The organism is Leucobacter sp. UT-8R-CII-1-4, from assembly GCF_030010235.1.
Lineage (GTDB): Bacteria > Actinomycetota > Actinomycetes > Actinomycetales > Microbacteriaceae > Leucobacter.
Genome location: NZ_JASCRS010000003.1, coordinates 15,268 through 37,843, shown reverse-complemented (window position 1 = coordinate 37,843; position 22,576 = coordinate 15,268). Strand labels below are relative to the sequence as shown.

Annotated in this window: 22 protein-coding genes; 10 read left to right on the top strand and 12 right to left on the bottom strand. The window is 59.0% G+C overall.

Going from position 1 to position 22,576, the window contains the following annotated elements:
* Nucleotides 1–16: 16 nt before the first annotated feature.
* Nucleotides 17–1,432, bottom strand: coding sequence for an APC family permease (locus tag QBL02_RS07520; RefSeq protein ID WP_282725792.1), 1,416 nt, complete (start codon nucleotides 1,430–1,432; stop codon nucleotides 17–19).
* Between the two features lie 157 nt (nucleotides 1,433–1,589).
* On the opposite strand from QBL02_RS07520, the gene QBL02_RS07515 reads away from it, so the two are divergent.
* Together QBL02_RS07515 and QBL02_RS07510 are read left to right on the top strand one after the other, a co-directional pair.
* Nucleotides 1,590–1,970 (top strand): DUF202 domain-containing protein, encoded by a 381-nt coding sequence (locus QBL02_RS07515; RefSeq protein WP_282725791.1) that lies wholly within the window; start codon nucleotides 1,590–1,592, stop codon nucleotides 1,968–1,970.
* Nucleotides 1,967–2,296, top strand: a complete 330-nt coding sequence (locus tag QBL02_RS07510) for a DUF202 domain-containing protein (RefSeq protein WP_282725790.1) — start codon at nucleotides 1,967–1,969, stop codon at nucleotides 2,294–2,296. The genes QBL02_RS07515 and QBL02_RS07510 overlap by 4 nt, the downstream gene beginning before the upstream one ends.
* A 5-nt stretch (nucleotides 2,297–2,301) precedes the next feature.
* Here QBL02_RS07510 and kynU read toward each other — a convergent pair whose 3' ends face one another.
* Nucleotides 2,302–3,579 carry a kynureninase gene (gene kynU, locus QBL02_RS07505; RefSeq protein WP_282725789.1) on the bottom strand — a complete coding sequence of 426 codons (1,278 nt, stop codon included), beginning with the start codon at nucleotides 3,577–3,579 and terminating at the stop codon, nucleotides 2,302–2,304.
* Nucleotides 3,580–3,777: 198 nt separating this feature from the next.
* On the opposite strand from kynU, the gene QBL02_RS07500 reads away from it, so the two are divergent.
* Complete coding sequence (locus QBL02_RS07500) at nucleotides 3,778–4,236, top strand: Lrp/AsnC family transcriptional regulator (RefSeq protein ID WP_282725788.1); 459 nt, start codon at nucleotides 3,778–3,780, stop codon at nucleotides 4,234–4,236.
* Between the two features lie 47 nt (nucleotides 4,237–4,283).
* Here the strand turns inward: QBL02_RS07500 and QBL02_RS07495 are convergent, their stop codons facing one another.
* A complete protein-coding gene (locus tag QBL02_RS07495; protein WP_349238638.1) occupies nucleotides 4,284–5,123 on the bottom strand; it encodes a dihydrodipicolinate synthase family protein in 840 nt (279 codons plus the stop codon).
* A 235-nt stretch (nucleotides 5,124–5,358) separates the two neighbouring features.
* Between QBL02_RS07495 and QBL02_RS07490 the strand changes: the two genes are divergently transcribed.
* From QBL02_RS07490 to QBL02_RS07460, 7 genes are all read left to right on the top strand, one after another.
* Nucleotides 5,359–6,030 carry an amino acid deaminase gene (locus QBL02_RS07490; RefSeq protein ID WP_282725787.1) on the top strand — a complete coding sequence of 224 codons (672 nt, stop codon included), beginning with the start codon at nucleotides 5,359–5,361 and terminating at the stop codon, nucleotides 6,028–6,030.
* Between the two features lie 89 nt (nucleotides 6,031–6,119).
* Nucleotides 6,120–6,821 carry an HAD family hydrolase gene (locus tag QBL02_RS07485; protein WP_282725786.1) on the top strand — a complete coding sequence of 234 codons (702 nt, stop codon included), beginning with the start codon at nucleotides 6,120–6,122 and terminating at the stop codon, nucleotides 6,819–6,821.
* Nucleotides 6,822–6,830: 9 nt separating this feature from the next.
* The gene (gene phnD, locus QBL02_RS07480; RefSeq protein WP_282725785.1) at nucleotides 6,831–7,838 is read left to right on the top strand and encodes a phosphate/phosphite/phosphonate ABC transporter substrate-binding protein; all 1,008 of its coding nucleotides are present in this window, start codon (nucleotides 6,831–6,833) and stop codon (nucleotides 7,836–7,838) included.
* A 7-nt stretch (nucleotides 7,839–7,845) separates the two neighbouring features.
* Nucleotides 7,846–8,682 (top strand): phosphonate ABC transporter ATP-binding protein, encoded by an 837-nt coding sequence (phnC, locus tag QBL02_RS07475; RefSeq protein WP_282725784.1) that lies wholly within the window; start codon nucleotides 7,846–7,848, stop codon nucleotides 8,680–8,682.
* Entirely contained in the window at nucleotides 8,679–9,527 is an 849-nt protein-coding gene (gene phnE / locus QBL02_RS07470; protein WP_282725783.1) for a phosphonate ABC transporter, permease protein PhnE, read from the top strand. The genes phnC and phnE (QBL02_RS07470) overlap by 4 nt, the downstream gene beginning before the upstream one ends.
* On the top strand, nucleotides 9,524–10,369 hold the full coding sequence (phnE, locus tag QBL02_RS07465) for a phosphonate ABC transporter, permease protein PhnE (protein ID WP_282725782.1): 846 nt from the start codon (nucleotides 9,524–9,526) through the stop codon (nucleotides 10,367–10,369). Before phnE (QBL02_RS07470) ends, phnE (QBL02_RS07465) begins: the two co-directional genes overlap by 4 nt.
* A 1-nt stretch (nucleotide 10,370) precedes the next feature.
* Nucleotides 10,371–11,273 carry a MurR/RpiR family transcriptional regulator gene (locus QBL02_RS07460; protein ID WP_282725781.1) on the top strand — a complete coding sequence of 301 codons (903 nt, stop codon included), beginning with the start codon at nucleotides 10,371–10,373 and terminating at the stop codon, nucleotides 11,271–11,273.
* Here the strand turns inward: QBL02_RS07460 and QBL02_RS07455 are convergent.
* From QBL02_RS07455 to QBL02_RS07415, 9 genes are all read right to left on the bottom strand, one after another.
* Nucleotides 11,263–12,342, bottom strand: a complete 1,080-nt coding sequence (locus tag QBL02_RS07455; protein ID WP_282725780.1) for an alpha/beta hydrolase — start codon at nucleotides 12,340–12,342, stop codon at nucleotides 11,263–11,265. The genes QBL02_RS07460 and QBL02_RS07455 overlap by 11 nt on opposite strands.
* A gap of 132 nt (nucleotides 12,343–12,474) precedes the next feature.
* Nucleotides 12,475–13,176, bottom strand: a complete 702-nt coding sequence (locus QBL02_RS07450) for a response regulator transcription factor (RefSeq protein ID WP_282725779.1) — start codon at nucleotides 13,174–13,176, stop codon at nucleotides 12,475–12,477.
* Nucleotides 13,173–15,677 (bottom strand): DUF4118 domain-containing protein, encoded by a 2,505-nt coding sequence (locus QBL02_RS07445; protein WP_282725778.1) that lies wholly within the window; start codon nucleotides 15,675–15,677, stop codon nucleotides 13,173–13,175. Before QBL02_RS07445 ends, QBL02_RS07450 begins: the two co-directional genes overlap by 4 nt.
* Before the next feature lie 3 nt (nucleotides 15,678–15,680).
* The gene (gene kdpC, locus QBL02_RS07440; protein ID WP_282725777.1) at nucleotides 15,681–16,295 is read right to left on the bottom strand and encodes a potassium-transporting ATPase subunit KdpC; all 615 of its coding nucleotides are present in this window, start codon (nucleotides 16,293–16,295) and stop codon (nucleotides 15,681–15,683) included.
* Between the two features lie 27 nt (nucleotides 16,296–16,322).
* Entirely contained in the window at nucleotides 16,323–18,512 is a 2,190-nt protein-coding gene (gene kdpB, locus QBL02_RS07435) for a potassium-transporting ATPase subunit KdpB (protein ID WP_282725776.1), read from the bottom strand.
* A 3-nt stretch (nucleotides 18,513–18,515) separates the two neighbouring features.
* Complete coding sequence (gene kdpA, locus QBL02_RS07430; RefSeq protein ID WP_282725775.1) at nucleotides 18,516–20,189, bottom strand: potassium-transporting ATPase subunit KdpA; 1,674 nt, start codon at nucleotides 20,187–20,189, stop codon at nucleotides 18,516–18,518.
* On the bottom strand, nucleotides 20,189–20,278 hold the full coding sequence (locus QBL02_RS07425; RefSeq protein WP_282725774.1) for a potassium-transporting ATPase subunit F: 90 nt from the start codon (nucleotides 20,276–20,278) through the stop codon (nucleotides 20,189–20,191). The genes kdpA and QBL02_RS07425 overlap by 1 nt, the downstream gene beginning before the upstream one ends.
* A gap of 312 nt (nucleotides 20,279–20,590) precedes the next feature.
* A complete protein-coding gene (locus QBL02_RS07420; RefSeq protein ID WP_282725773.1) occupies nucleotides 20,591–21,805 on the bottom strand; it encodes a HAMP domain-containing sensor histidine kinase in 1,215 nt (404 codons plus the stop codon).
* Nucleotides 21,798–22,475: a response regulator transcription factor gene (locus tag QBL02_RS07415; RefSeq protein ID WP_282725772.1), complete on the bottom strand. Its 678-nt coding sequence runs from the start codon at nucleotides 22,473–22,475 to the stop codon at nucleotides 21,798–21,800. The genes QBL02_RS07420 and QBL02_RS07415 overlap by 8 nt, the downstream gene beginning before the upstream one ends.
* Between the last annotated feature and the right edge of the window lie 101 nt (nucleotides 22,476–22,576).

Below are 22,576 nucleotides of genomic sequence, written 5' to 3'. Positions count from 1 at the left end.
TGGTTGAAAAGTGTGGTTATCGTGTTTCGTTGCTTGCCGGGTCGGCCGAGTTCGCTGAACTAGCTGAATCAGCTGATTCGCTCGACTCTTTAACCTCAGCGGCCACTGGGCCCCTGGCAGGCTGCTTCAACGCTGCGACCGATCCTCGTCGCATAAACCAGACGACCAGACCAAGCACCAGCCAGACCACGAGGGAAATCTTGTTCGCGTCGGTCAAACGGTTGAACAGCAAGACGGTCTGAACCACGAGAATGCCAAGTCCGATAATCACGAGGGCCAGGTGCGGTCCCTTCTTCAGCGCGAACGGTGCCGCACGGTAAGCCTCCGGCCACTTCACGTGCAGACGCCACGAGCCGATGAGCAGCACTGCCATCACCAGACCCGAGCAGAGACCGGCAATACCGGCGAGAGCTTCAACCGAGATGCCAAGCACAACCGGGCCCGCACCGATCACAAAGAGGCCCAGCAACAGCCAATGCGGAGTGCCGAAGCGACGGTTCACTGAGCCGAGACCGCGCGGCAGCCAGCCATCTTCAATACCCGCAAGCACCGGCTTCGTTGCGGCCGTGAGCAGCGAATTTACGTGACCGATCACAGCGAATAGCGCGCCGCCGATCACGAAGAAAAGTGACTGGCCCGAGCTCAGGAATGAGCTGCCCATCTCAATGAGCGTCTTACCTGCAGAATCTTCAACCCCCGAGACGCCAACGGCAGGAATCGCAACAAAAATGTAAAGTGCGACAGTCAGCAGCGTGCCCACGATAACTGCGATTGGAATGTCACGCTTTGGCCGTTTCATTTCGCCACCGATGTCAGAAACAACCGCAACCGCACCCGTTGTTGCGAAGGTGAGCAGGGCTGCCGCGTACCAGAAATTGCCGCCACCGTTTGGCATCTGCTCGGTGAAGTGCGACCAATCAACCTGAGGCATACCGAGCACGCCGTACATGGCGAAGGCGACGATCATCACGATGCCGAGGTAGATACCAACCTTGCTCGAAAGCGCTGCTCCAAATAGATTCAGCACGAAGAAGAGGGCCATGATGCTGACTGCGACGATCTTTGCGTCTGCCCAGGGCAGAATCGCCTGCACGTAGTGGCCTGCGGCAAGTGTCACCATGCTGAGCTGGATGGTCACGAGAATGGTCATCCACATGGTGAAGAAGCCGGCAGAGGGGGAGAGTAAGCGGGCGGCGTAACTGTACCTGCCACCAACGGCGGGCATGGCGCTGCCGATGGTGATTACCGGCAGTGAGTACACGAGCACCGCTATGCCCGCGACCAAGAACGCAAGCGGTGTACCGGCGCCGGTGAGCGCAATCGCGGTGCCCATGAGCGCAATCACACCACCGCCAAGCACCTGATGAAATGCAACTCCGGTTGCCTGGGTGAGCGTAATGGAACGTTTTAGGTTGCTTTGTGCTGCTGACATGCCGACACCTCCTGGAATGGCTTACGCACCGTTGCGCGCCGTGGTCTCCAATTCTTATTCGCTCACCCAGTCGCGATCCAATGCCCAAACGGGTGAGGTCATACCGATTCGGTTATAACCATCTTGCGTCACGTTCCGCGGTTGCTAGCGTGACGCCATGCATGACGAAGACGCGCACGGGCACCTTGCTCGAAAAATGTTTCCAGGCGGCGAAGAACCCGATCCAAGGTTTACGCTCGCCAATGAACGCACATTCTTGGCTTGGATTCGAACCGCGCTTGCCTGTATCGCTGGCGGTCTTGCGATCGAAGCGTTTCACATCGACGCTTTTGCTCCTCAGTTGCAGCGTCTCTTGGTGTTGCTTTTGCTCGGTGCTGGGTTGTTGCTTGCTGCAGGTGCAGGGTTTCGCTGGTTTCGTGTTGAGGGGGCAATGCGCCGCGGTCGAGCTTTGCCGTTGCCGATATTGGTGCCGTTCCTTAGCCTGGTTGCTGTGCTCGGGGCAGCGCTGTTGCTGGGTTGGGCACTGTTTCTGGGATGAGCATCGACACAGCATTACACGAGGATCCGGGCTTGCAGCCCGAGCGCACCACTCAGGCCTGGCAGCGCACTTCTTTTGCGCTTGCTGTCGCCGGAGCGATCGCTCTGCGCTGGGCTGCGCAGCTGGGGCTCGGTGCCACGGTTCTCGCGGTTGTGACGCTCAGCGTGGCGGCAGGGGCAGTGCTTTTGGCGTGGCAGTCAAAGCACTATCGGCGAGCGGCGGGAGCGATTCGTGGCGGTCGGGGCGCTGCCGATCCTTGGAGCATCTTGCTGCTTACTCTCGCGGTGTGCGCTCTTGCCATTGTCGCCATCGCTCTGGTTTGGTGATCTGTTTAGGTCACGGCCCCACGGCGTTGAAACTCAGGGGTGTCCCAAAGCTTCTCGTCAAGCACTTTGCGTAGCACCTCAACCGCGTCCCAAACATCGGCATAGCCGAGGTAGAGCGGGGTGATGCCGAAGCGCAGCACCTCGGGCTCGCGGTAGTCGCCAATCACACCGTGCGCGATCAGAGCTTGCATGACGGCGTAGCCTTCGGGGTGACGCAGGCTGACGTGGCTTCCGCGGAGTTCTTGTTCGCGGGGAGTGATGAGGGTCAGCGGATGGTCGCTGAGGCGCTGTTCGACCAGCGCGATGAAGAGCTCGGTCATCGCGAGTGACTTTGCGCGCAGTTCGTCTTGATCGACCTCGAGCGCGATGTCGATGCCGATTTCTGAAACCGCGAGTGAGGTGATCGGTTGGGTGCCGCAAAGAAACTTACGAATGCCGTCTGCCGGTGCGTATTCAGGTGACATGGCGAAGGGATTTGAGTGGCCCCACCAGCCTGAGAGTGGCTGCTGGAAGCGATCCTGGTGTTTCTCAGCAACCCAGATGAAGGCTGGTGAGCCGGGCCCGCCATTGAGGTACTTGTAGGTGCAGCCGACCGCGAAATCGGCGTTGGCTTCGGCAAGCGTTACCGGTACTGCACCTACTGAGTGGCAAAGATCCCAGATGATTAGGGCGCCGTTGGCGTGTGCTTTTGCGGTGACTTCTGCCATAGGCCAGAGAGCTCCGGTGCGGTAGTTCACGTGGCTGAGCAGCACAACTGAGACGTCGTCGTCGATTGCTTCGTCGAGTGAGAGCGAATCGTCGATCAGGCGAAGCTCGTAGCCTCGGTCGAGTAGCTCGGCGAGGCCCTGAATCATGTAGAGGTCGGTGGGAAAGTTGTCGCGTTCGGAGAGGATCACGCGGCGGCCCGGTGCATCTTCTTCCTGAATTCTTAGCGCTGCAGCGAGTGATTTAAAGATGTTGATTGAAGTGGTGTCGGTGGCCACGGTGCTGCCAGTGCCACCGCCGATGAGAGCGCCGATTTTTTCGCCGATACGAATGGGCAGATCGAACCAGTGGTTGGTGTTCCAACTGCGAATCAGGTCGGTGCCCCATTCGCGTTCGACGACGTCAAGGGCACGTTCGCTCGCACCGATCGGGCGAGCCCCTAGCGAATTGCCATCGAAGTACAGCTCGCCCTCGGGCAGCAAGAACTTCGCGCGGAAAGATGCGAGCGGGTCGTTGGCGTCAGCGGCGACGCAGGCCTCACGGGTGTTCATTGCGGCGCTAGCTGCGTTGCTCTGCATGCTGATCTTCTTTCTCGTTGGATCGTCAAAGGGCGACGGGGTGGCGAGCGCTGATTGCTCGTTGAGAATCTTGAGGCAAGATTGCCTGATCTATCGCCAAAGGGCAATGAATATCGAATAATCGTCGATTATGGTGTGAGGTATCGGCAATCATTCGAATTTGGAATGCAACGCGCCGGGCCATTGAGAGGAATCATCGTGACTGGACTGACGCTCACCGACATCGACCGCGTGATTATTGGGGCCTTACGCAAAGACGCACGTATTCCAAATACTGAGCTGGCAGCGCTTGCCGGTATCGCACCCTCTACGTGCCATGGCCGGGTGCGGGCGCTTGAGCAGGCCGGTGTAATTACCGGCTACCACGCGCAGATCGACCCCGAAGCGACGGGCCTTTCGGTGAGCGCCCTCATTTTTATTCGAGTACACGGGCACATGCGCGATCGAGTGCACACGCTAGGAGATGAGTTGCGCGGACTACCCGGCGTGCAGCACGTTTATCTGATCGGCGGTGAGCGAGACGTGCTGCTTCACGTTTCAGTTGAGAGCGTGAGCCAATTGCGAGATTTCATTTCGGCGCATATTGGCGTGCACCCCGCGATTGCTGGCACTCAAACACAGATCGTATTTGAGCACCTCACCCCCTACGGCAATTAGCTGACAGGGTGGCGGTCGGCAGGAAAGTCGACTGGCTGGTTAGCTGGTTAGCTGGCGGCAGTCAGGCCAAGCTCGCGAAGTGCCTCGGCAACCTGCTCGCGCTCGGCGCCTCTGAGCCCCTGGATTGGCAACGGTAAGCAGTTCTCGGGTGCGTACCCGAGCAACTCCGCGATCGCCGCGATTACTCGAATGCTGCCGCCGAACTCACTGAATAGACGCCAGATCGGCATGAGATGGGTCGAAGCCGCAAGCGCAGCTGTTGTATCGCCGCTCATTGCTGGCCGTGAAATGCTGAGGGCGAGTTCTGGCAGAGTGCCGCCGAGCACTGAATACCAGGCATCACAGCCTGCACTCAGGCCACTCGCGGCCGCCATGTCGCCCGAGACGCCAATTGTGACGTGTTCGGGAATCGCAGCTCGCACCGCGCTGACCCGTGTTTCTGCGGCGGCAGCTTCGGTGGGCACAGCCGGAATCTTGATTGATGCGATGCCCGGGAGCTCAGTGATTCGGGTGTAGAGCTCGGGGCTGAAAGTGAAATGTGTGGTGGCGGGGTTGTCGTACACGATCACCGGTAGCTCGGTGTGCTGGCTGACGGTGCGGAATAGCTCGAAGACATCGTTTTCGGTGAGCGGCTGGTAACTCATGGGGGCAAGTAGCAATCCCTGCGCGCCTGCGTGTTCTGCCGAGGAAACGTGTTCGAGTACCTGGCTCGTGCGTAGCGCGCTTACTCCAATTGCAACAGGCACATTGCCTGCGTGGCACACCGCGAGTTTGGCCACACGGCTTCGTTCTTCGTGTGAGAGGTAGGCGGCAACGCCGGTTGATCCGAGCGCCGTGATGGCTTGCACCCCTGAGTCGCTCGATATTTGAAATAAATGCGCGCTCATCAATTTCGTCGCTCCTCAGCGGTGTGAGCGGGAAGGCATTGAGGCCGTTGAACATGTTTGCTCCTAGTTGACGAGTGCGCTCGCTCGATGGACGTTGTTGTTCGGCTCCACGGGCGTAGTTCTCTTGTTCAAGAGAGCGTACTGCGATCTTGCTCGGACTAGCTTTGTGGCTTCTGTGTGCTTGTCGACTTAGCTGTTCACGAAATAGACGCTTGACGCTGTGATGCTGAGTCGCATGAGCGCAATGAGCCACAACCCTCAAGCAGCCGGCACCTCCGAGCATGTGGTGATGCTTGAACTGGTGTGCGCCCAGATCTCTCAAGATGCAGAAGCGGATCGATTTGCCCACTGGGGTAAATCTACGTTGATCGATGAATTCACTGGGGTGGCCATGATTGATCGCGAGCTGAGTGATCTGTTGCACTGCGTCGCGGGCCTGAAAAGTGAGTTTCCAATTGGCAATGCCGGGTTACTGCATGTTTACGGGTATTGGTTCTCTGAGGTGCCAACGCCGTTTGGGTTGAAGCGTGATCGTTGGTTGCGGGGAGAACTTGCGGAAGCGCTCGGGTTGCCAGTCGACGCCTTCCACCTGCAGCATGACTCGGGCCGTACCCTGCTTGATCGTGTGCAGAGTGTGATGCTGCCATTGCTACGGCGACCACCGGCGGGTGCCCGTGTCGCCGAGGCTGTGGTTGGTGGCAGACTCGCCCGGGTGGTGGTGTGCCCGAGTCCTCAACCGGCGTTGGGCTCGCAGAGTTCGGCGTTGATTTACGGTATTGCGCCCATTGGCGGCGGGCAAAGTGCGCCGGTTTCGCTCATCACCGCATTCCCGTTTGCCGGTGATCCAGCGCTTCTTCTCGAGGATTTTTCTCGTAACTCGACCCTTCGTTGGAATGCTGTCAATTAGATGTAACCCGCTGTTCACCGTTACATAGACATTTCGTCCATAAAGGCTTCTAGGTTTGGAATCATCGTCCAAATCGAGAAGGAATATGCATGGCCCCGAGCATCGTCTTCGACTTCGATGGCACCCTCGCCATCGGTCACGGCCCCGTTCGCGCATACGCGCTCAAGGTAGCCGAGTCAGCAGGTAGCGAATACCTCGACACAGTCGATGAGGCACTCGCCAGCTACGACGCGGGCGAAAGCAGCTACCGCGATGGCTACGACATTGTGGGCAGTCTCGCTGCCAATTACGGCATCAACGAAACCACCCTGCAGCAGGCATACGCAGACAGCCGCGAGATTCTTGGCACCGAGCTCGCCCCGGTAGCGACAATGACCGGCCTTGCCGAGTTTCTCGCAACATTGCGAGGATCAGCACAGCTGGTGCTTGCGACCAACGCACCAGAGGCAGGCATTCGCCGAGTGCTTGAAAGCTGGGGCGCACCAGACAGCTTTGACCAACTGCACTTCACAGCAGCCAAACCAGCAGGGCTGCACGGCATCGTCGAGCCACTCCTACAAACCGGCCCCGTGCTCTCGATCGGCGACATCGTCGAATTCGACCTCGCGCCAGCGGCTGCCCTCGGCGCCGACACCGCTCTCGTAGGCGCAACCGCCGCGAGCTCAAACTTTTCAGCAACGATGCGGGGCGAGTCGCTCGCCGCGCTCGCCGCCGAAATCACCGCCTGGGCCGTGACAGCGGCATCCAGCAACCCCGAGCGGATCAGCTCGGAAACCGGTATCGAAAGGTAACCCCCACCCATGCGTACACCCGTCTTCGCAGCAGGCGCCCTCGCGGTCGTCGCCCTCGGACTCGCCGGCTGCAGCGCCGGCGGTGCGACCCCCGCAGACGAGCCAACCGAATGGCCATCGTCCATCACTCTCTCACTTGTGCCATCGGTAGAGGGCGAAGATCTTGCTGAAGCGCTCGACCCGCTCACCAGCTACCTCTCCGAAAACCTCGGCATCAAGGTTGAGGGCGTCGTCGCAAGTGACTACGCGGCAACCGTTGAAGCCCTCGGCGCCGACCAGGCGCAGGTGATCATCGCCGATGCCGGTTCGATCTACCAGGCAATGGAACAGTACGACGCAACCCTCGCTCTTCGCGACGTGCGCTTTGGTGCCACCTCATACGCGGCAGTTGGCTTCACCAACAACCCAGACAAGTATTGTGCAGACGCACCAGTAATGAGCACCTACGCCGCGAGCGGTATCGAGCTTTCGTACTGCAACGGCATCGAGACCGCTGCCGCCGAGGCAACGGGACAGGGCCCAGCCGCCCTCGATTCGCTGAAGAAGATCACCCCTGGCACCAAGGTTGCATTGCAGGCCGCCACCTCGCCAGCCGGATACCAGTACCCAGTTGTTGCCATGCGTGAGGCCGGCATTGACACCGACAAAGACATCACTCAGGTGCCCGTCGAGGGCAACAACAACGCAGTTCTCGCCGTCTACAACGGTGACGCAGAGCTGAGCTTTGGCTACTGGGATGCGCGCACCACGGTAACCGCAGAGGCGCCAGACATCGCCGAAAAGGTTGTCGCCTTCAGCTACTCAGACATGATTCCAAACGGTGGCGTAGCAGTCTCATCGACGCTGCCAGCCGACCTCGTCGAGCAGCTCACCAAGCTGATGGATGACTACGCAGATTCATCGCCAGAGGCTGCGACCGTGATGTTCGACCTCGTTGGACTTTCTGACTGGACCAGCGAAACTGCTGTCGAAGAAATCACCCGCTACGGCGAGATTCTGAAGCAGTTCTCGAACTAGTCGCTCAATGTCGCTACATATCGAAGATCGCCACGAGGCAGAGGGCCGTACCCCTTCGGCTGCTGCCTCGTGGCGCATCGCCCTTGAAGAAGTTTCGGTCACCTACCCAGGTGGCACAAAAGCCCTCAACAATGTCTCGCTTGAGATAGCTCCCGGCGAGATGGTGTCGATTGTTGGGCTTTCAGGCTCCGGAAAATCAACCCTGATTCGAACCATCAACGGTCTCGTGCCTGTCACCTCAGGCACCGTCACCGTCGGCCCACACGAGATCTCTGCGCTACGCGGCAAACAGCTCCGCGAAGCACGCGGCCACATCGGCATGATTTTTCAGGCATTCAATCTTGCTGAGCGCGCAAGCGTCTACCGCAACGTTTTGGTCGGCAGATTCGCCCACTCGCCCTCATACCGCACACTGCTCGGTCTGCCGAGCGCGTTGGATCGCGAGGTCACTCTTCGTGCGCTCGACTCGGTGGGCATTCTCGACAAAGTCTGGAACAAAGCAGGCGCACTCTCCGGTGGACAAAAACAGCGAGTAGCAATTGCCAGAGCGCTCTCACAGATTCCAAGCGTGATGCTCGCCGACGAACCGGTAGCAAGCCTCGACCCGCCAACAGCGCACTCGGTTATGGCCGATCTGCGAGATATCAATGCCCAACGTGGTCTCACCGTGTTGATTAACATCCACCTGATGGATTTGGCGCGGCAGTACACCACCCGCATGATTGGGCTGCGCGCTGGCGAGGTCGTTTACGACGGCCCTGCTGCGGCCGCAAGCGACGCAGACTTTGAAGAAATCTATGGCCGCCCGATTCAGCCTCGTGACCGTTTGGGATTCGCAGAATGACGACGGATACTGCACGATCCGAGGTCGCGGCGGTGAAAAACGCTGCAAGCGCCGAGCTGGTGCTACCGCCAAAACCTCGCAAGCTCGGCCGAACCCTGCTGATCATCGCGGCGATCGCCGCGTTCACGATTGCAACCTGTCTGCCAGCAATCGGTGGCATTGATCTCGACCTCGGCGCCATCGCAAAAAACTGGCGAAATGGCGCTGCAAAACTGGCGCAATTGATGCAGCCGAACTTTGAGTTCTTACCGCGCACCTGGGCGCCGATGCTTGAAACCCTGCAGATGGCTCTTGTCGGTGCCGTAATCTCTGCGTTGCTTTCCGTGCCGATCACGCTCTGGGCTGCCAGCCCCACAAACCCGAACACCCTCACCCGCCAGACTGTGCGAACGCTGATCAACGTGATTCGCTCGGTGCCTGACCTGGTCTATGCAACCGTGCTGGTGGCAATGCTCGGTGTGGGTGCGCTACCGGGTGTGGTCACTCTGGTGCTCTTCAACATTGGCATTGTGGTGAAGCTCGTTTCTGAAGCTATTGATGCAGCGGATCACCGGTACATGGAGGCCGGACGGGCCGCCGGAGGTACCCAATTCCAAATCAATCGAGCGACCGCATTGCCGCAAGTTATGCCACTTTTCGCCAATCAGTGGCTCTACACACTCGAACTGAATGTGCGTATCTCGGCCATTCTGGGCATTGTCGGTGCGGGCGGTATTGGCCGTCTACTTGACGAGCGCCGGGGCTTTTACGCTTACTCAGATGTTTCGGTGATCATTCTTGAAATTCTGCTCGTGGTGATTGTGATCGAACTCATCTCGAACCAGCTCCGTCGGAGGCTTGTATGACCCAGCTGCTCACTCACAAGCCAAACGGCACAGACAACTTCTCTGCTCGAGCATTTGGGCCGGTGCCGCCAAAACCGTCAAAATTTTGGCCAACACTGTGGGCGATCCTCGCCGCGATAGTGGTACTGGTCGCAGCAGGTGGCTTGCAGATTTCTTGGGCAGATTTGCCTTCATTGCCCGAGCGCATTGCAAACTATCTTTGGCTCATGTTCGAGTCGCCCAATTGGGAGAAACTGCCGAGGGCTCTCTTTGAAACCTGGCGATCGATTTCGATGGCCTGGGTTGGCGCGCTGATCTGCGTGCTGATTTCGATTCCGCTTGGCATGTTAGCTGCCAACTCGGTAGGGCCGCTCTGGCTGCGTACTGGGCTGCGCGCCATCTTCGCGGTTATTCGCGCAGTGCCAGAAGTCATCATTGCCCTCGTGCTCCTCACGGTGACGGGTTTGACCCCGCTCACGGGAGCGCTCGCACTGGGGATCGCCGGCATCGGTACGCAGGGAAAATGGGTATATGAAACAGTTGAATCTGCCCAGGACGGTGCTTCTGAAGCGGTCCGAGCTGCTGGTGGCAGCACCGCAGAGGTGACTCGATGGGCGATCTGGCCAGCGGTGGCCCCCGCACTCTTTTCGTACGCGCTCTACCGTTTTGAAATCAACATTCGAACCTCAGCAGTGCTTGGTCTCGTGGGTGCTGGCGGAATCGGCAGCATGCTCTCGAACTACACCAACTATCGTCAGTGGGACACGGTCGGTATGCTGCTGATCGTTGTGATCATTGCAACCATGCTGATGGATGCAATCTCAGGCGCGATTCGCCGAAGGCTGATGAACGGAGGCAAGTGAAATGGCTTGGAACGGAGCAAACGATGCTCGCCCGAGCGTGCGTATTGCATCGCTTGCCCCCGCTCTGCAGCGCACCGAGCGCCGAGTGGCTGAGGCGATCGCGCAAGATCGGGGCCGCGCTGTCGAACTCACTGCGCAAGAGCTAGCCGAATGGGTAGGCGTGGGCCGAACCACCGTGATCCGTGCCGCGCAATCGCTCGGCTATGAGGGATACCCGCAGTTACGGGTTGCGCTTGTGCAAGAGCTTGCGCTTGAGACAGCGAGCGCCGCCGCGAGTGTAGCAGCGGGTGTTCGCGTGGCAGGCTCAGCGCCAAACACTGATACGTCAGCCCTTGGTGTGCTGCGCTCACGGGTGGCGCAGGTTGCCGCTCGGCTCGGCGACACCACCTCTGCGCTCACTGCTGATTCGGTTGAAACATTCTTGGCAACGCTCGATAGTGCTGCACGGGTGCTCGTTGTGGCGAACGGCCTGTCAGGGCCACTCGGCCTCGCACTTGTGATGCGTTTGAATGCTGCCGGTCGCTCGGTTGAATACTTCACCGACCCACTCGCGCAGCAGATCGCGGCTCGGCAACTTGGCGCGGGCTCAGCCTGCATCGTGTTTTCAGGGTCTGGCGCGAACCGACAAACCCTCGACACGATGGAGTCGGCGCGCGAGAGTGGCGCGACCGTCATCGCGTTCACGTCATTTGCTCGTTCAGCAGTGGTTGAGCTCGCCGACACTGTGCTTGTGGTGCCACCGATCAATGACAGCTTTAGCGACGAACTCATTCACACCTCACGAGCGGCACTCATGCTGCTCAGCGAAGAATTGGTCGATCTCTTCGTCGAACGTCGTGGCGAACGAGGCGTAGAAGCTCGAGCAGCGGCGCTTGCTGTGCTGGCAAGCGCGATTAAGGAGTAGCTGGGTTTTCAGGAGGCGAAGCTGCGTTTGCCCGCAAGCCTTGCTCCAAGAATCGCACCGATTCGGCGAGTGCCTTGGCGCTCAACTTGCCAACTCCGGTCGCATTCACGAACGCGTGAATATGACCCTCAACAAGCTGCAGGGTGGTCGGTACACCGGCCCCCTGTAAGCGTTTCGCGTAGGCGACCCCCTCATCGCGCAACACGTCAAAACCTGACACAGCGACGTGGGCCGGTGGCATCTTCGAGAGCAGGCTCTGCTCTGCCAGGAGCGGTGATGCGAGCGGATTCAGAGCGTCATCTGGTGAGGGCAGGTAGTGCTCCCGATACCAATCCATCTGGGCTTCTGTCAGAAAATAGCCTTCGGCAAAAAGTGCGTACGATCCGCTTTTCTCAGAGAGATCGGTGACCGGAAAAAACAGGAGTTGAAAATCTGGTGGGCCAAGCGGATCATCAGCCGTGGCAAGGCACACCACCGCGCTGAGATTACCGCCGGCGCTATCGCCAGCCACCGCTATCGGTTCGCCATCGCGTTCCTCTCGAAGCCAGAAATAGGCATCAATCGCGTCTTCTGCTCCCGCCGGAAACGGGTGCTCTGGAGCGAGGCGGTAGTCGACAGAAATCACTTCAAGCGTCGAATTTGCGGCGATAAAGCGGCACACCGAATCTGCTGAATCGAGGCTGCCAACCACCCAGCCGCCACCGTGAAAATACAACACAGTTCCGGTGCGCTGATGCGCAGGCACATTTGAGTAGCGTCTGGCAGCGACGCCGCCACCCCTGGTGGGAATCGTAAAGTCGGCCACCTCTGCAACACTGTGCGAGCCACCGAAAATGCGTGCTTCGGCGTCGATCTGCTCACGCGCCTTTGGCAGAGGCAAAGTTGAAAAGTCTGAGTCGGGCAGTGCGTTGAGCAGCCGCAATGCCATTTGCACCTCTGTGTAAAGCTGCTGGCCATCAACCACCACCGGTTTGCCTGCGATTGCACGCTGCATGCCCTCCGGCAACGAGCCGAGCGTGCGAATCACTGATCGTGTGATTCGTTCAGAAAGAGTGGGGGTGCCTGGCATGGGACTCCTTGGTATCGGCATCATTGTCGATCAACACTGCGGAGCGAATCAGCAATGTAGTTGTACAAAACCTAGCCGAGTTTTGACGACTGTGGCGTGAATTCTCGCCAGTGCACAGGGCAGCGCCATGCCCTAGACAGAATCGGTGGTGACCCCCGCCAACCGGTAACCCATGCCGGGTTCGGTCAAAATGTAGCGTGGATTTGCCGGGTCGTCCTCAAGCTTTCTGCGCAACTGAGACACATAGAGGCGAAGGTAGCCCGTATCCTCGGCGTGCTCAGTGCCCCAAATCGTGGTGAGCACGGTTTGTCTCGTGACCAACTTGCCCGCATTGCGGATCAGAATTTCGATGAATTGCCACTCGGTTGGGGTGAGCCGCAGCTGCTTTGACCCTTCGCTATTCGACCGGGTGACACTGTGTGCAGCCAAATCAATCGTGACATCACCGAGCCGCACCACCGGGCTGCTTGCATCCTGTGGCACGCGGCGAGAAAGCGCGCGAATCCGGGCGAGAAGTTCTTCGATCGCGAAGGGTTTCGTAATGTAGTCATCCGCACCGGCATCGAGAGCTTCAACCTTGTCAGCTGCCCCCGCGCGACCAGAAACCACCAAAATCGGCGAACTCGACCAGCCCCGAATAGCTTCGATCACTTCCAGGCCGTTCAGATTCGGCATGCCCAGGTCAAGCAAAAAGATATCGGGGTGCTGCTCAATGGCAGCGCTGATCGCTTGCGCACCATCATTCGCGGTGACCACCTGGTAACCCTTCGCGCTGAGCGTGATTCGCAGGGCACGCAGAATCTGCGGATCATCGTCGGCGATCAAGATTTTCATGAGTCATCTTTCTGCGCAGAGGGGTGCCGAACTAGCGGTAGAGATATCACCATTGTGAGGCCTCCACCTGGAGTGTCCTCGGGAACAAGCGTGCCGTGCATAGCCTCAACAAAACCCCGCGAAAGCGCGAGGCCAAGGCCAAGACCTGTCGAATTGTCGGTGTCTCCGAGCCGCTGGAAAGGCAAAAAGACATCATCGCGTTTTTCGAGCGGAATACCGGGGCCGTGGTCAACAACCCTGATCTCAAGGTTGTCGGCAAACGTGCTCGTACCGATGATGATCGGGCGATCCGCTGGGCTAAAACGATGAGCATTGGTCAGCAGATTCACCAGCACCCGCTGCAGCAACACCGGATCAGCCTCAGCAAGCGCGTCGCCGTGCGCGAGCGAGAGAGTGACCTCACCAGGGCCAAGCTGCAACTCATCAAGAGCGGGCGCAATGGTCTCGGCAGGGTCGGTTGGCAGGGCGGCAATGGTGAGCACTCCCGCTTGCAGCCGACTGACATCGAGCAGATGTGTCAGCAGCGTCGCAAGCGCTTCAAGGCTTTCCTCGGCGGTGACGAGCAACTCTTGAGTGTCTTCTGCCGAAAGTTTGGCGCCAGCAGCCCGCAACCCTCCAATCGCTGCGCTCGCCGCAGCGACAGGTCTGCGTAAATCATGGCTGAGGGCAGATAGCAGCGCGCCGCGCACCCGGTCAGAAGCGGCAATTGGTTCGATCTGTTCTGCCGTGAGCGCAAGGTGCTGATGCTCAATCGCTGCCGAAAGTTGGGCGGTCACGACAGCGAGAAGGCGCTGATCTGAGGCCGCAAGATCTGGGCCATGCAACTCAAGTACCGTTTCTTCGTCAATACGAATAGTGGTGTGATGGTTGTCAGGCACAGGCTCGCCAGACGCTGCCACCAGCTGGCCGCCGGAGAGCAATCGCACACCGGGCAACTGAAATGCTTCCCGGGTTCGATCAATCAACGCCTGAATAGCATTGTCGCCGCGCAGCACACTGCCGGCGATGGTTTGAATCAATTCAGCCTCGGCAGCTGAGCGCCGTGCTGCTCGAGTGAAGTGGGCCGCGCGATCCACCACAAAACTTACGAGGCTCGCAATCAGCACGTAGAGGCCCAGCGAAAGCAGGTGATGAGGGTTATGAATGTGCACCGTAAACAGGGGCTCGATAAAAAAGAAATCGAGCGTGAAGCCAGAGAGCACCGCGGCGAACACTGCGGGCCAGAACCCGCCAATCAGCGCCACCACCACTACGAGCAATTGGTAACTGAGCACATCGGTGGTGATCGAATCAGGGCTGCGCAACAGCATCAGCACCCCGGTCAAGGCAGGCCCGCCAAGTAGCGCAACGACCAAGCCAAGGATTCTTCGTTTCAAAGTGAGCGAACCAGTCAGCGGCGGCAGCGCGAGTGCGCGCCCAGCCTCTGCGTGATTCACCATATGTACGTCGATATCGCCTGATTCGCGCACCACGGTCGCACCGATTCCGGGCCCGGCAAAGAGGGCGGCGAGTCGACCGCGCCTACTCGCGCCAAGAATCAGCTGACTCGCGTTTACCGAACGAGCAAAGGCGACAAGCGCGCCCGGAATGTCTTCGCCAATAACCTGGTGATAAGTGCCATTGAGTTTTTCGACGAGTGAGCGCTGTTCGGCCAGCGCGGCCGGGTCGGCAGAGCGCAAGCCGTCTTGGCTGGTGACATGCACTGCAATGAGCTCGCCACCTGCCGAACGCGCGGCGATCCTCGCCCCCCGGCGAAGCAGCGTCTCACCCTCCGGTCCACCGGTCAGCGCAACGACGACTCGTTCGCGCGCCTCCCAAATGCTGTCGATGCTGTGCGCTTCGCGGTACCCCTTAAGCGCTTGGTCGACCTCGTCTGCGAGCCAAATTAGTGCAAGCTCGCGCAGCGCCGTGAGATTGCCGAGCCTGAAATAGTTCGAAAGGGCTGCATCGATCCGCTCGGCGGGGTAGACCACGCCGCTGCTCAGTCGATCACGCAGTGACTGCGGCGCAAGGTCGACGACTTCAATCTGGTCGGCGCTGCGCAGAAAACTATCGGGCACCGTTTCGCGCTGCGGCACCCCGGTAATCTGCTCGACCACATCGTTGAGCGATTCAATATGTTGAATGTTGAGGGTTGAAATCACGCTGATGCCAGCGTCAAGCAGCTCGGCAACGTCTTGCCAGCGTTTTTGGTTGCGAGAACCCGGCGCATTGGTGTGTGCGAGTTCATCAACCAGTGCGATGGCGGGTTTTCGCGCCAGCACAGCGGCGAGATCCATTTCGGCGAGTTCCACTCCGCGGTGCGCAATTAGAGTTCGGGGGATCGCCGGCAGGCCCTCGGTCATCGCGGCTGTGGCTGCGCGGTCGTGCGTCTCGACAATGCCGATGACAACGTCTTGGCCAGCCGCGAGTAGGCGCCGGCCCTCCTCAAGCATGGCGTATGTCTTGCCGACACCAGGGGCGGCACCGAGCAGCACGCTGAGCCGCCCCTGCTTCGACATGATTTAGCCTTTCAGCTTGTCTAGTGCAATGTTCAACTCTTGAACATTCACGGTTGTTTCTCCCAGATATCCGAGTGCGCGGTTGCTGGTGTGCGCCTGCACAAGCTCGCGCACCGTATCGCTTGCGAGTCCGCGCTCGTTGGCGACACGTTGTATCTGAATCGCAGCGTACTCCTCGCTGATGTGTGGGTCGAGGCCCGAAGAAGAAGCGGTGACCGCGTCGGCGGGTACCACGGCTTCGTTCACACCGTTAAAGGCAGCGATTTGCGCCTTGCGTTCGGTAATCGCCGAAATCAGTTCGGGGTTCTCAGGGCCAAGATTTGAACCTGACGAGGCGGCACCGTCATAACCACCACCGGCTGCCGATGGTCGTGATTGGAAGTATTCGGGCAGCGGATCACCCGACTGATCTACGAATGATTGACCGATGAGCGAAGAGCCAACTATTTGGCCGTCGGCGCCACTAACAAGCGAGCCGTTGGCTTGTGCGGGCAAGAAAGCTTGGCCGATGCCGGTGATCAAAAAGGTGTAGCCGACCCCGAGCAGCACTGTGAAAAGTGCCATGGCGCGAATCGCGACCCAGGTGGTACGCCCAGCACCGCGGCTTGATGCGTTCATGAGTGATTGCTTCTTTCGAATTTGAGGTTAAAAACCGGGGATCAGGCGAACGAGAAGGTCAAGCAGCCAGATGCCAATAAACGGGGTGATGACGCCACCGAGGCCGTAGACGGCAAGGTTTCGTCCGAGCAGGCTCGAGGCATTGCCCGGCCGATACTTCACGCCACGCAGCGAGAGCGGGATCAGGAACACGATCACAATCGCGTTAAAGATGATTGCTGAGAGCACTGCGGAGGCCGGCGAGTGCAGTCCCATAATGTTGAGCGCCGCGAGTTGCGGAAACACGCCCATGAACATTGCCGGAATGATCGCGAAGTATTTTGCGAGGTCATTAGCAATTGAAAAGGTGGTGAGCGCGCCGCGCGTGATCAACAACTGTTTGCCGATGCGAACAATGTCGATCAACTTTGACGGGTCTGAGTCGAGGTCGACCATGTTGCCGGCCTCTTTTGCGGCTGAGGTGCCGGAGTTCATGGCAACTCCCACGTCGGCCTGCGCGAGCGCTGGCGCATCGTTGGTGCCGTCGCCGGTCATCGCTACGAGATTGCCGCCCTCTTGTTCTTTGCGAATGTAGGCGAGCTTATCTTCGGGGGTTGCCTCGGCGAGAAAGTCGTCTACGCCAGCCTCTCTGGCAATAGCGGCGGCTGTGAGCGGGTTGTCACCCGTGATCATGACCGTGCGAATGCCCATTGATCGCATCTCGGCGAACTTCTCGGGCAGGCCTGTTTTAACAACGTCTTTTAGGTGCACAACACCGAGCAGACGACCGTTTCTGCTCGCGTCCTTGCTGGCTACAACGAGCGGGGTGCCACCAGATTGTGAGATTCGAGAGACGTAGCCGTTGAGTTCAGCAGTCACATCATTGCTCAGCTCGAGGTTGTCGCTTTCGAGCCAGGCAAGCACCGCAGAACCTGCACCCTTACGAATCTGCGATCCATCGGGCAGATCAAGACCAGACATGCGGGTCTGCGCCGTGAACGGCACAATTTCGCCAGCGGTTTCCCGGGTAAATTCCACACCTTCCTTCTCTGCGAGTTCAACGATCGAAACGCCCTCTGGGGTTGGGTCGGTAAGCGATGAGAGCGCTGCCGCCCGCACAAGCTTTTGTTCGGGCACACCGCCCATCCGCACAAATTCACTCGCGCGACGATTGCCATAGGTGATCGTGCCCGTTTTATCGAGCAGCAGTGTGGTGACATCGCCCGCAGCCTCAACCGCCCTGCCTGACATCGCAAGCACATTTCGTTGCACCAAGCGATCCATGCCGGCAATGCCGATCGCGCTCAGTAGCGCGCCAATCGTGGTCGGAATCAGACACACCAGCAGGGCCGTAAGCACTGTCACGCTCACCGGTGCTGCGCTGAACGAAGCGATGGGGTTGAGCGTCAGCGCAACCACAACAAAGATGATCGAGAGCGAGGCGAGCAAGATGTTGAGAGCTACCTCGTTGGGTGTTTTTTGCCTGGCAGCTCCCTCAACTAATGAGATCATTCGATCAACAAATGTTTCTCCCGGTTTTGAAGTGATCCGCACCACAATTCGGTCGGAGAGCACCCGGGTGCCGCCAGTGACAGCCGAGCGGTCGCCGCCCGATTCGCGCACTACCGGCGCAGATTCGCCCGTGATCGCTGACTCATCAACCGAGGCGATACCCCATACGATGTCACCGTCACCAGGAATGAGTTCGCCGGCTGCGACCACGACAGTGTCGCCAAGGGCGAGCTCAGAAGACGCAAGCTCGGTGGTGGACGTGTGCTGCGCTGCTGGATCGCCCGCAGCATCATAATTCTCCACGCGGTGCGCGACGGTGCTGGTGCGGGTCTTTCGCAGGGTCTCTGCCTGCGCTTTTCCGCGCCCTTCTGCAACCGATTCGGCCAGGTTCGCAAAAAGCACGGTGAGCCAAAGCCAAATAGCGATTGCTGCCGTGAATGAGCCCGGTACGGCGGTACCGCCAGAGTCGGCAGGACCGCCAAGAAATGGTTCGGCTATTGCGAGCACCGTGGTCAGTACTGCACCGACCCAGACGATGAACATCACGGGGTTTCGCCACTGCTCGCGCGGGTTGAGCTTACGAAAAGCGCCGGGAAGCGCCGAACGTAATTGCTGCCATGAGAAGCCGTTGGCCTTTGAAACGTGCCCGTTCGCTCCGGCACCCTCAGCGGGGTGAGCGGTGCTTTGCCCCGCGGCATCAGCTTCGGAAAGAGTGATTGTTGACATGGTTTACAGCAGCCCTTCTGCCAGGGGACCCAGCGCCAGAACAGGGAAAAATGTGAGAGCGGTAACCAACACGGTGACCGTTGTGAGCAGCCCAATAAACAGTGGGCGGTGGGTCGGCAACGTGCCAACCGTTGCGGGCACCCGATCCTGCGCTGCGAGTGATCCAGCGAGCGCCAAGACAAACACGATCGGTACAAACCGCCCGAGCAAAATAACCACACCGAGAGCCGTGTTGAGCCAAGGGGTGTTCGCGGTAAGCCCGGCAAAAGCTGAACCGTTATTGTTTGCTGCCGAGGTGAAGGCGTACAGCACTTCTGACATGCCGTGCATACCCGGGTTCAGAATTGAAGTCGAGGCGATTTCTTCGCGCACGCCGGGCAGCGCGAAGCTGAGCGCTGTGCCGCTGAGCACGAGGGTAGGCATCACGAGAATGTAGAGCGCAGCCAGCTTGATTTCTCGCGGTCCAATCTTTTTGCCGAGGTATTCCGGGGTGCGCCCGATCAGTAGGCCAGCAATAAACACCGCAATAATCGCGAGCACCAGCATGGCGTAGAGGCCCGAGCCGACACCGCCGGGGGAAACCTCACCGAGCATCATGTTGAGCATGGGGATCATGCCGCCGAGCGCGGTGTACGAGTCATGCATTGCCGAGACGGCGCCCGTTGAAGTGCCGGTGCTCGTAGTGCTGAAGAGAGTTGAACCGATCACCCCGAGCCGCATTTCTTTACCTTCGAGTGCGCCGCCAGCAAGCTCGGGCGCCGTGCCGAGGCCGAGGGATTCGAGCGACGTCATTGCCGCGAACGCCGCAACATAGAGCGTGGCCATCACTGAGAGCACGGCGTAACCCTGACGGTTGTCGCCGACCATCCGGCCAAAGGTGCGCGGCAGCGAGAACGGAATCATGAGCATCAAGATCACCTGGAACAGATTGGTGAGAGCACTTGGATTCTCGAATGGGTGCGAGGAGTTCGCGTTGAAGAAGCCACCACCATTGGTGCCAAGCAGCTTGATCACCTCTTGTGATGCGGTGGGACCGCCGGGAATGGTCTGTGTTGCGCCGGTGATCGTGGTGACAGTTGTGAAGCCGTTGAAGTTTTGGATCACCCCGCCGACCATGAGCACAATTGCTCCAATGACCGCGATGGGTAGCAAGATGCGCAGAGTGCCTCGGGTGAGGTCAACCCAGAAGTTTCCGATGGTGCCGGAGCGTCGATAGGCGAACCCACGTACGAGCGCGATTGCGACAGCAATTCCGACCGCTGCTGAGACAAAGTTCTGCACGGCAAGGCCCGCAAATTGCACGGTGTAGCCGAGTGTGCTTTCTGGCGCATACGACTGCCAGTTGGTGTTGCCCACAAACGAAGCAGCCGTATTAAACGAGAGGTGCTCTGACGGTGCAGTGAGGCCAAGCGAGTACGGCAGCCACTGTTGCAGGCGTTGCAGACCGTAAACGAGCAGCAAGCCAACGGCAGAAAACGAGAGCACACTGCGCAGATATGCTTGCCAGCTCTGCTCTGACGCGGCATCAACACCAATAAGCCGGTAGATCCCGCGTTCAATTTTGAGGTCTTTTTTCGCGGTGTATACCCACGCCATGTAGTCGCCGAATGGTCGATAAAGTACCCCGAGCAGAACAGCGATAGTTGCCAGCGAGAGAATCGCATACAGCCAGGTCATTAGAATCGCTCCGGTTTCACGAGGGCGATCACAAGATACACAATGGCGGCGGCTGCGAGCAGCCCGGCAGCAATGTCGAAGACGATCACAGTTTCTCCACCGCCTTGCCGAGCAGGCCGATGGCTGTGAACAGCACAATCACGCCCAAGATGTAGACGAGGTCAAGCACAACTAGCTCCTTAGAAAAGGCTTGGCAGCACGTTCGCTGCCGAGCGTCCACAACGGACGCAACACCTGATCAAACACCCGAGCGTGGCGCGAACACAGCTGTCCTAACGGAACCCATACGGCCAAGCCGCGAACCCTCACGAGATGCTTACGCTTGACCCGATTTGGCGCGGGAGAATTGCCGCTGTGATCGTTCTTGGGTTGCCGTATTTGGCTGCGCTGGATCGCCGTTGCTAAATCGAAGTGGCCGTTCTGGGCAGTTTCACCGTCACCACGAACTGGCCGTTTTCTCCCTCGCCGAGTTGCAGTGTGCCGCCGTGAGCCTCGGCGATTGCTGTCGAAATGGCGAGACCTAGGCCGCTGCCGCCAGAGCCCCGCACGCGGGCTTCGGCGCGCACAAACGGTTCTAGAAGGCGCGCACGTAATTCATCGCCGAGCTGCTCGGCACTATTGCTGATGCGCATGATCGAGTAGCCGCCTTCGGCCACCCAGTTGATCTGAATTTCACCGTCTGGGAGGCCGTGTCGAACGGCGTTCTGCAGCAGATTCTCAAGTAGCTGATCGAGTAGTTGTGGTTGCGCTTGCAGCGTGTGCGGTGTGTGCGAAAGCTGCACGCTGAGACCGCGGGCCGTTGCCGCACTCGCACACCTTGCCAGCGGTTCGCGCAAAAGTTCTGCTGACTCGACGGTCTCAATTGTTGCGGGGATTGATGGGTCGAGTGCCTGCGCGCGCGAGAGCTCAAGCAGGGCATTCACCATGGCAATATTGCGGGCATTTACTTCGCGAACCCGTTCGGCAACCTCGCGATACTCGTCGCCACTTGGTTCTGGCCCATCGAGCAGCATGTCGAGCATTGCTTTCTCGGTGGCGAGTGGAGTGCGCAACTCGTGTGAGGCATTTGCTGCGAAGAGTCGTTGAGCTACGAAGGCTCGCTCTATCCGCTCAAGCATTTCATCGAGGGTGTCCGAGAGATCGGTGAGCTCGTCTCGGGGACCGACCAGGCCAACACGCTGTTCGAGATGTTCTGGAGTGGCCGAACGCGCTGCCTCGTTGATGGTGTGCAGTGGCGAGAGCAGCCGACCAGATAGAAACCAGGCTGCGAATGAGCCAATGATCACGATGCAGATGAGCGCGATTACCGAAGACCAAAGCAGGGTCACGAGTACGTCGGTTGTGTCTCGTATCTCGGCGGCTGGTAGAGCCAAGAGTGAGATTTCATTGAGCGGCTGCGGGCTGGTTGAATCAACCGGCAGCTCGATAACTTGCCCAGTCTGTGCGACAACCTGTGCGGGGGTGGTTGAGAGCGACCATACAGGACCGTAACGCATAAAGAGGTTGAGGCCAACGACCAGCAGGCCGCCACCCAGCGCAAACAGTGCCGCAAAACTTAGGGTGAGTCGCGCCCGAATGGTGAGGCGGAAGGGGCGGCCGCCGAGTGCCTTAGCCATGCTGCGTTTCCTCCGGGCCAATTCGGTAGCCAGATCCGGGCACAGTGTGAATGACGCGTGGCTCACCGAGGCGTTTGCGAAGGGTTGAGACGGTCACCCGAATCGCGTTGCTGAAGGGGTCGGCATTTTCGTCCCAGGCTCGCTCAAGCAACTGCTCGGCACTGATTACGCCGCCGTTTGCTTCCATCAATACGCGCAGCACTGCGAATTCTTTGCGGCTGAGTTTCACATAGCGCCCATTGCGAAAAACTTCATGGCGAAACGGGTCGAGGGTGATATCGCAGCTTTCAAGCACGGGCGGTAGTGCCGGTGCTGAGCGGCGCTTGAGCGCGTGCAAACGTGCCAGAAGCTCTGGGAAGTCGAATGGCTTTGCTAGGTAGTCGTCGGCGCCAAGCGCGAAACCATCTACTTTTTGTTGCAGTGCGCCTGAGGCGGTCAGCATCAGCACTCGTGTTTGGGGCAGCTCGCGCACAATCCAGGTGCAGAGCTCGTCGCCGTGCATGCCTGGGAGGTCGCGATCAAGAATCACGATGTCGTACTCGGTGTGACTCAGCGTTTCGTGCGCGGTAAGTCCGTCGAGCGCAATGTCTGCCGCGATCGATTCTCGGCGAAGTACCGTTTGTACGGCCTCAGCCAGATATGCCTCGTCTTCAACGATTAAAACTCGCAACTGTCCCTCCGGGAACAGTCAAGCAGAGCCGAGTTAAAGAAAACATATGTAATTTTCCTAATGTTCTCGCGACATCACCTCTTCTGAAATGGCTACTACGC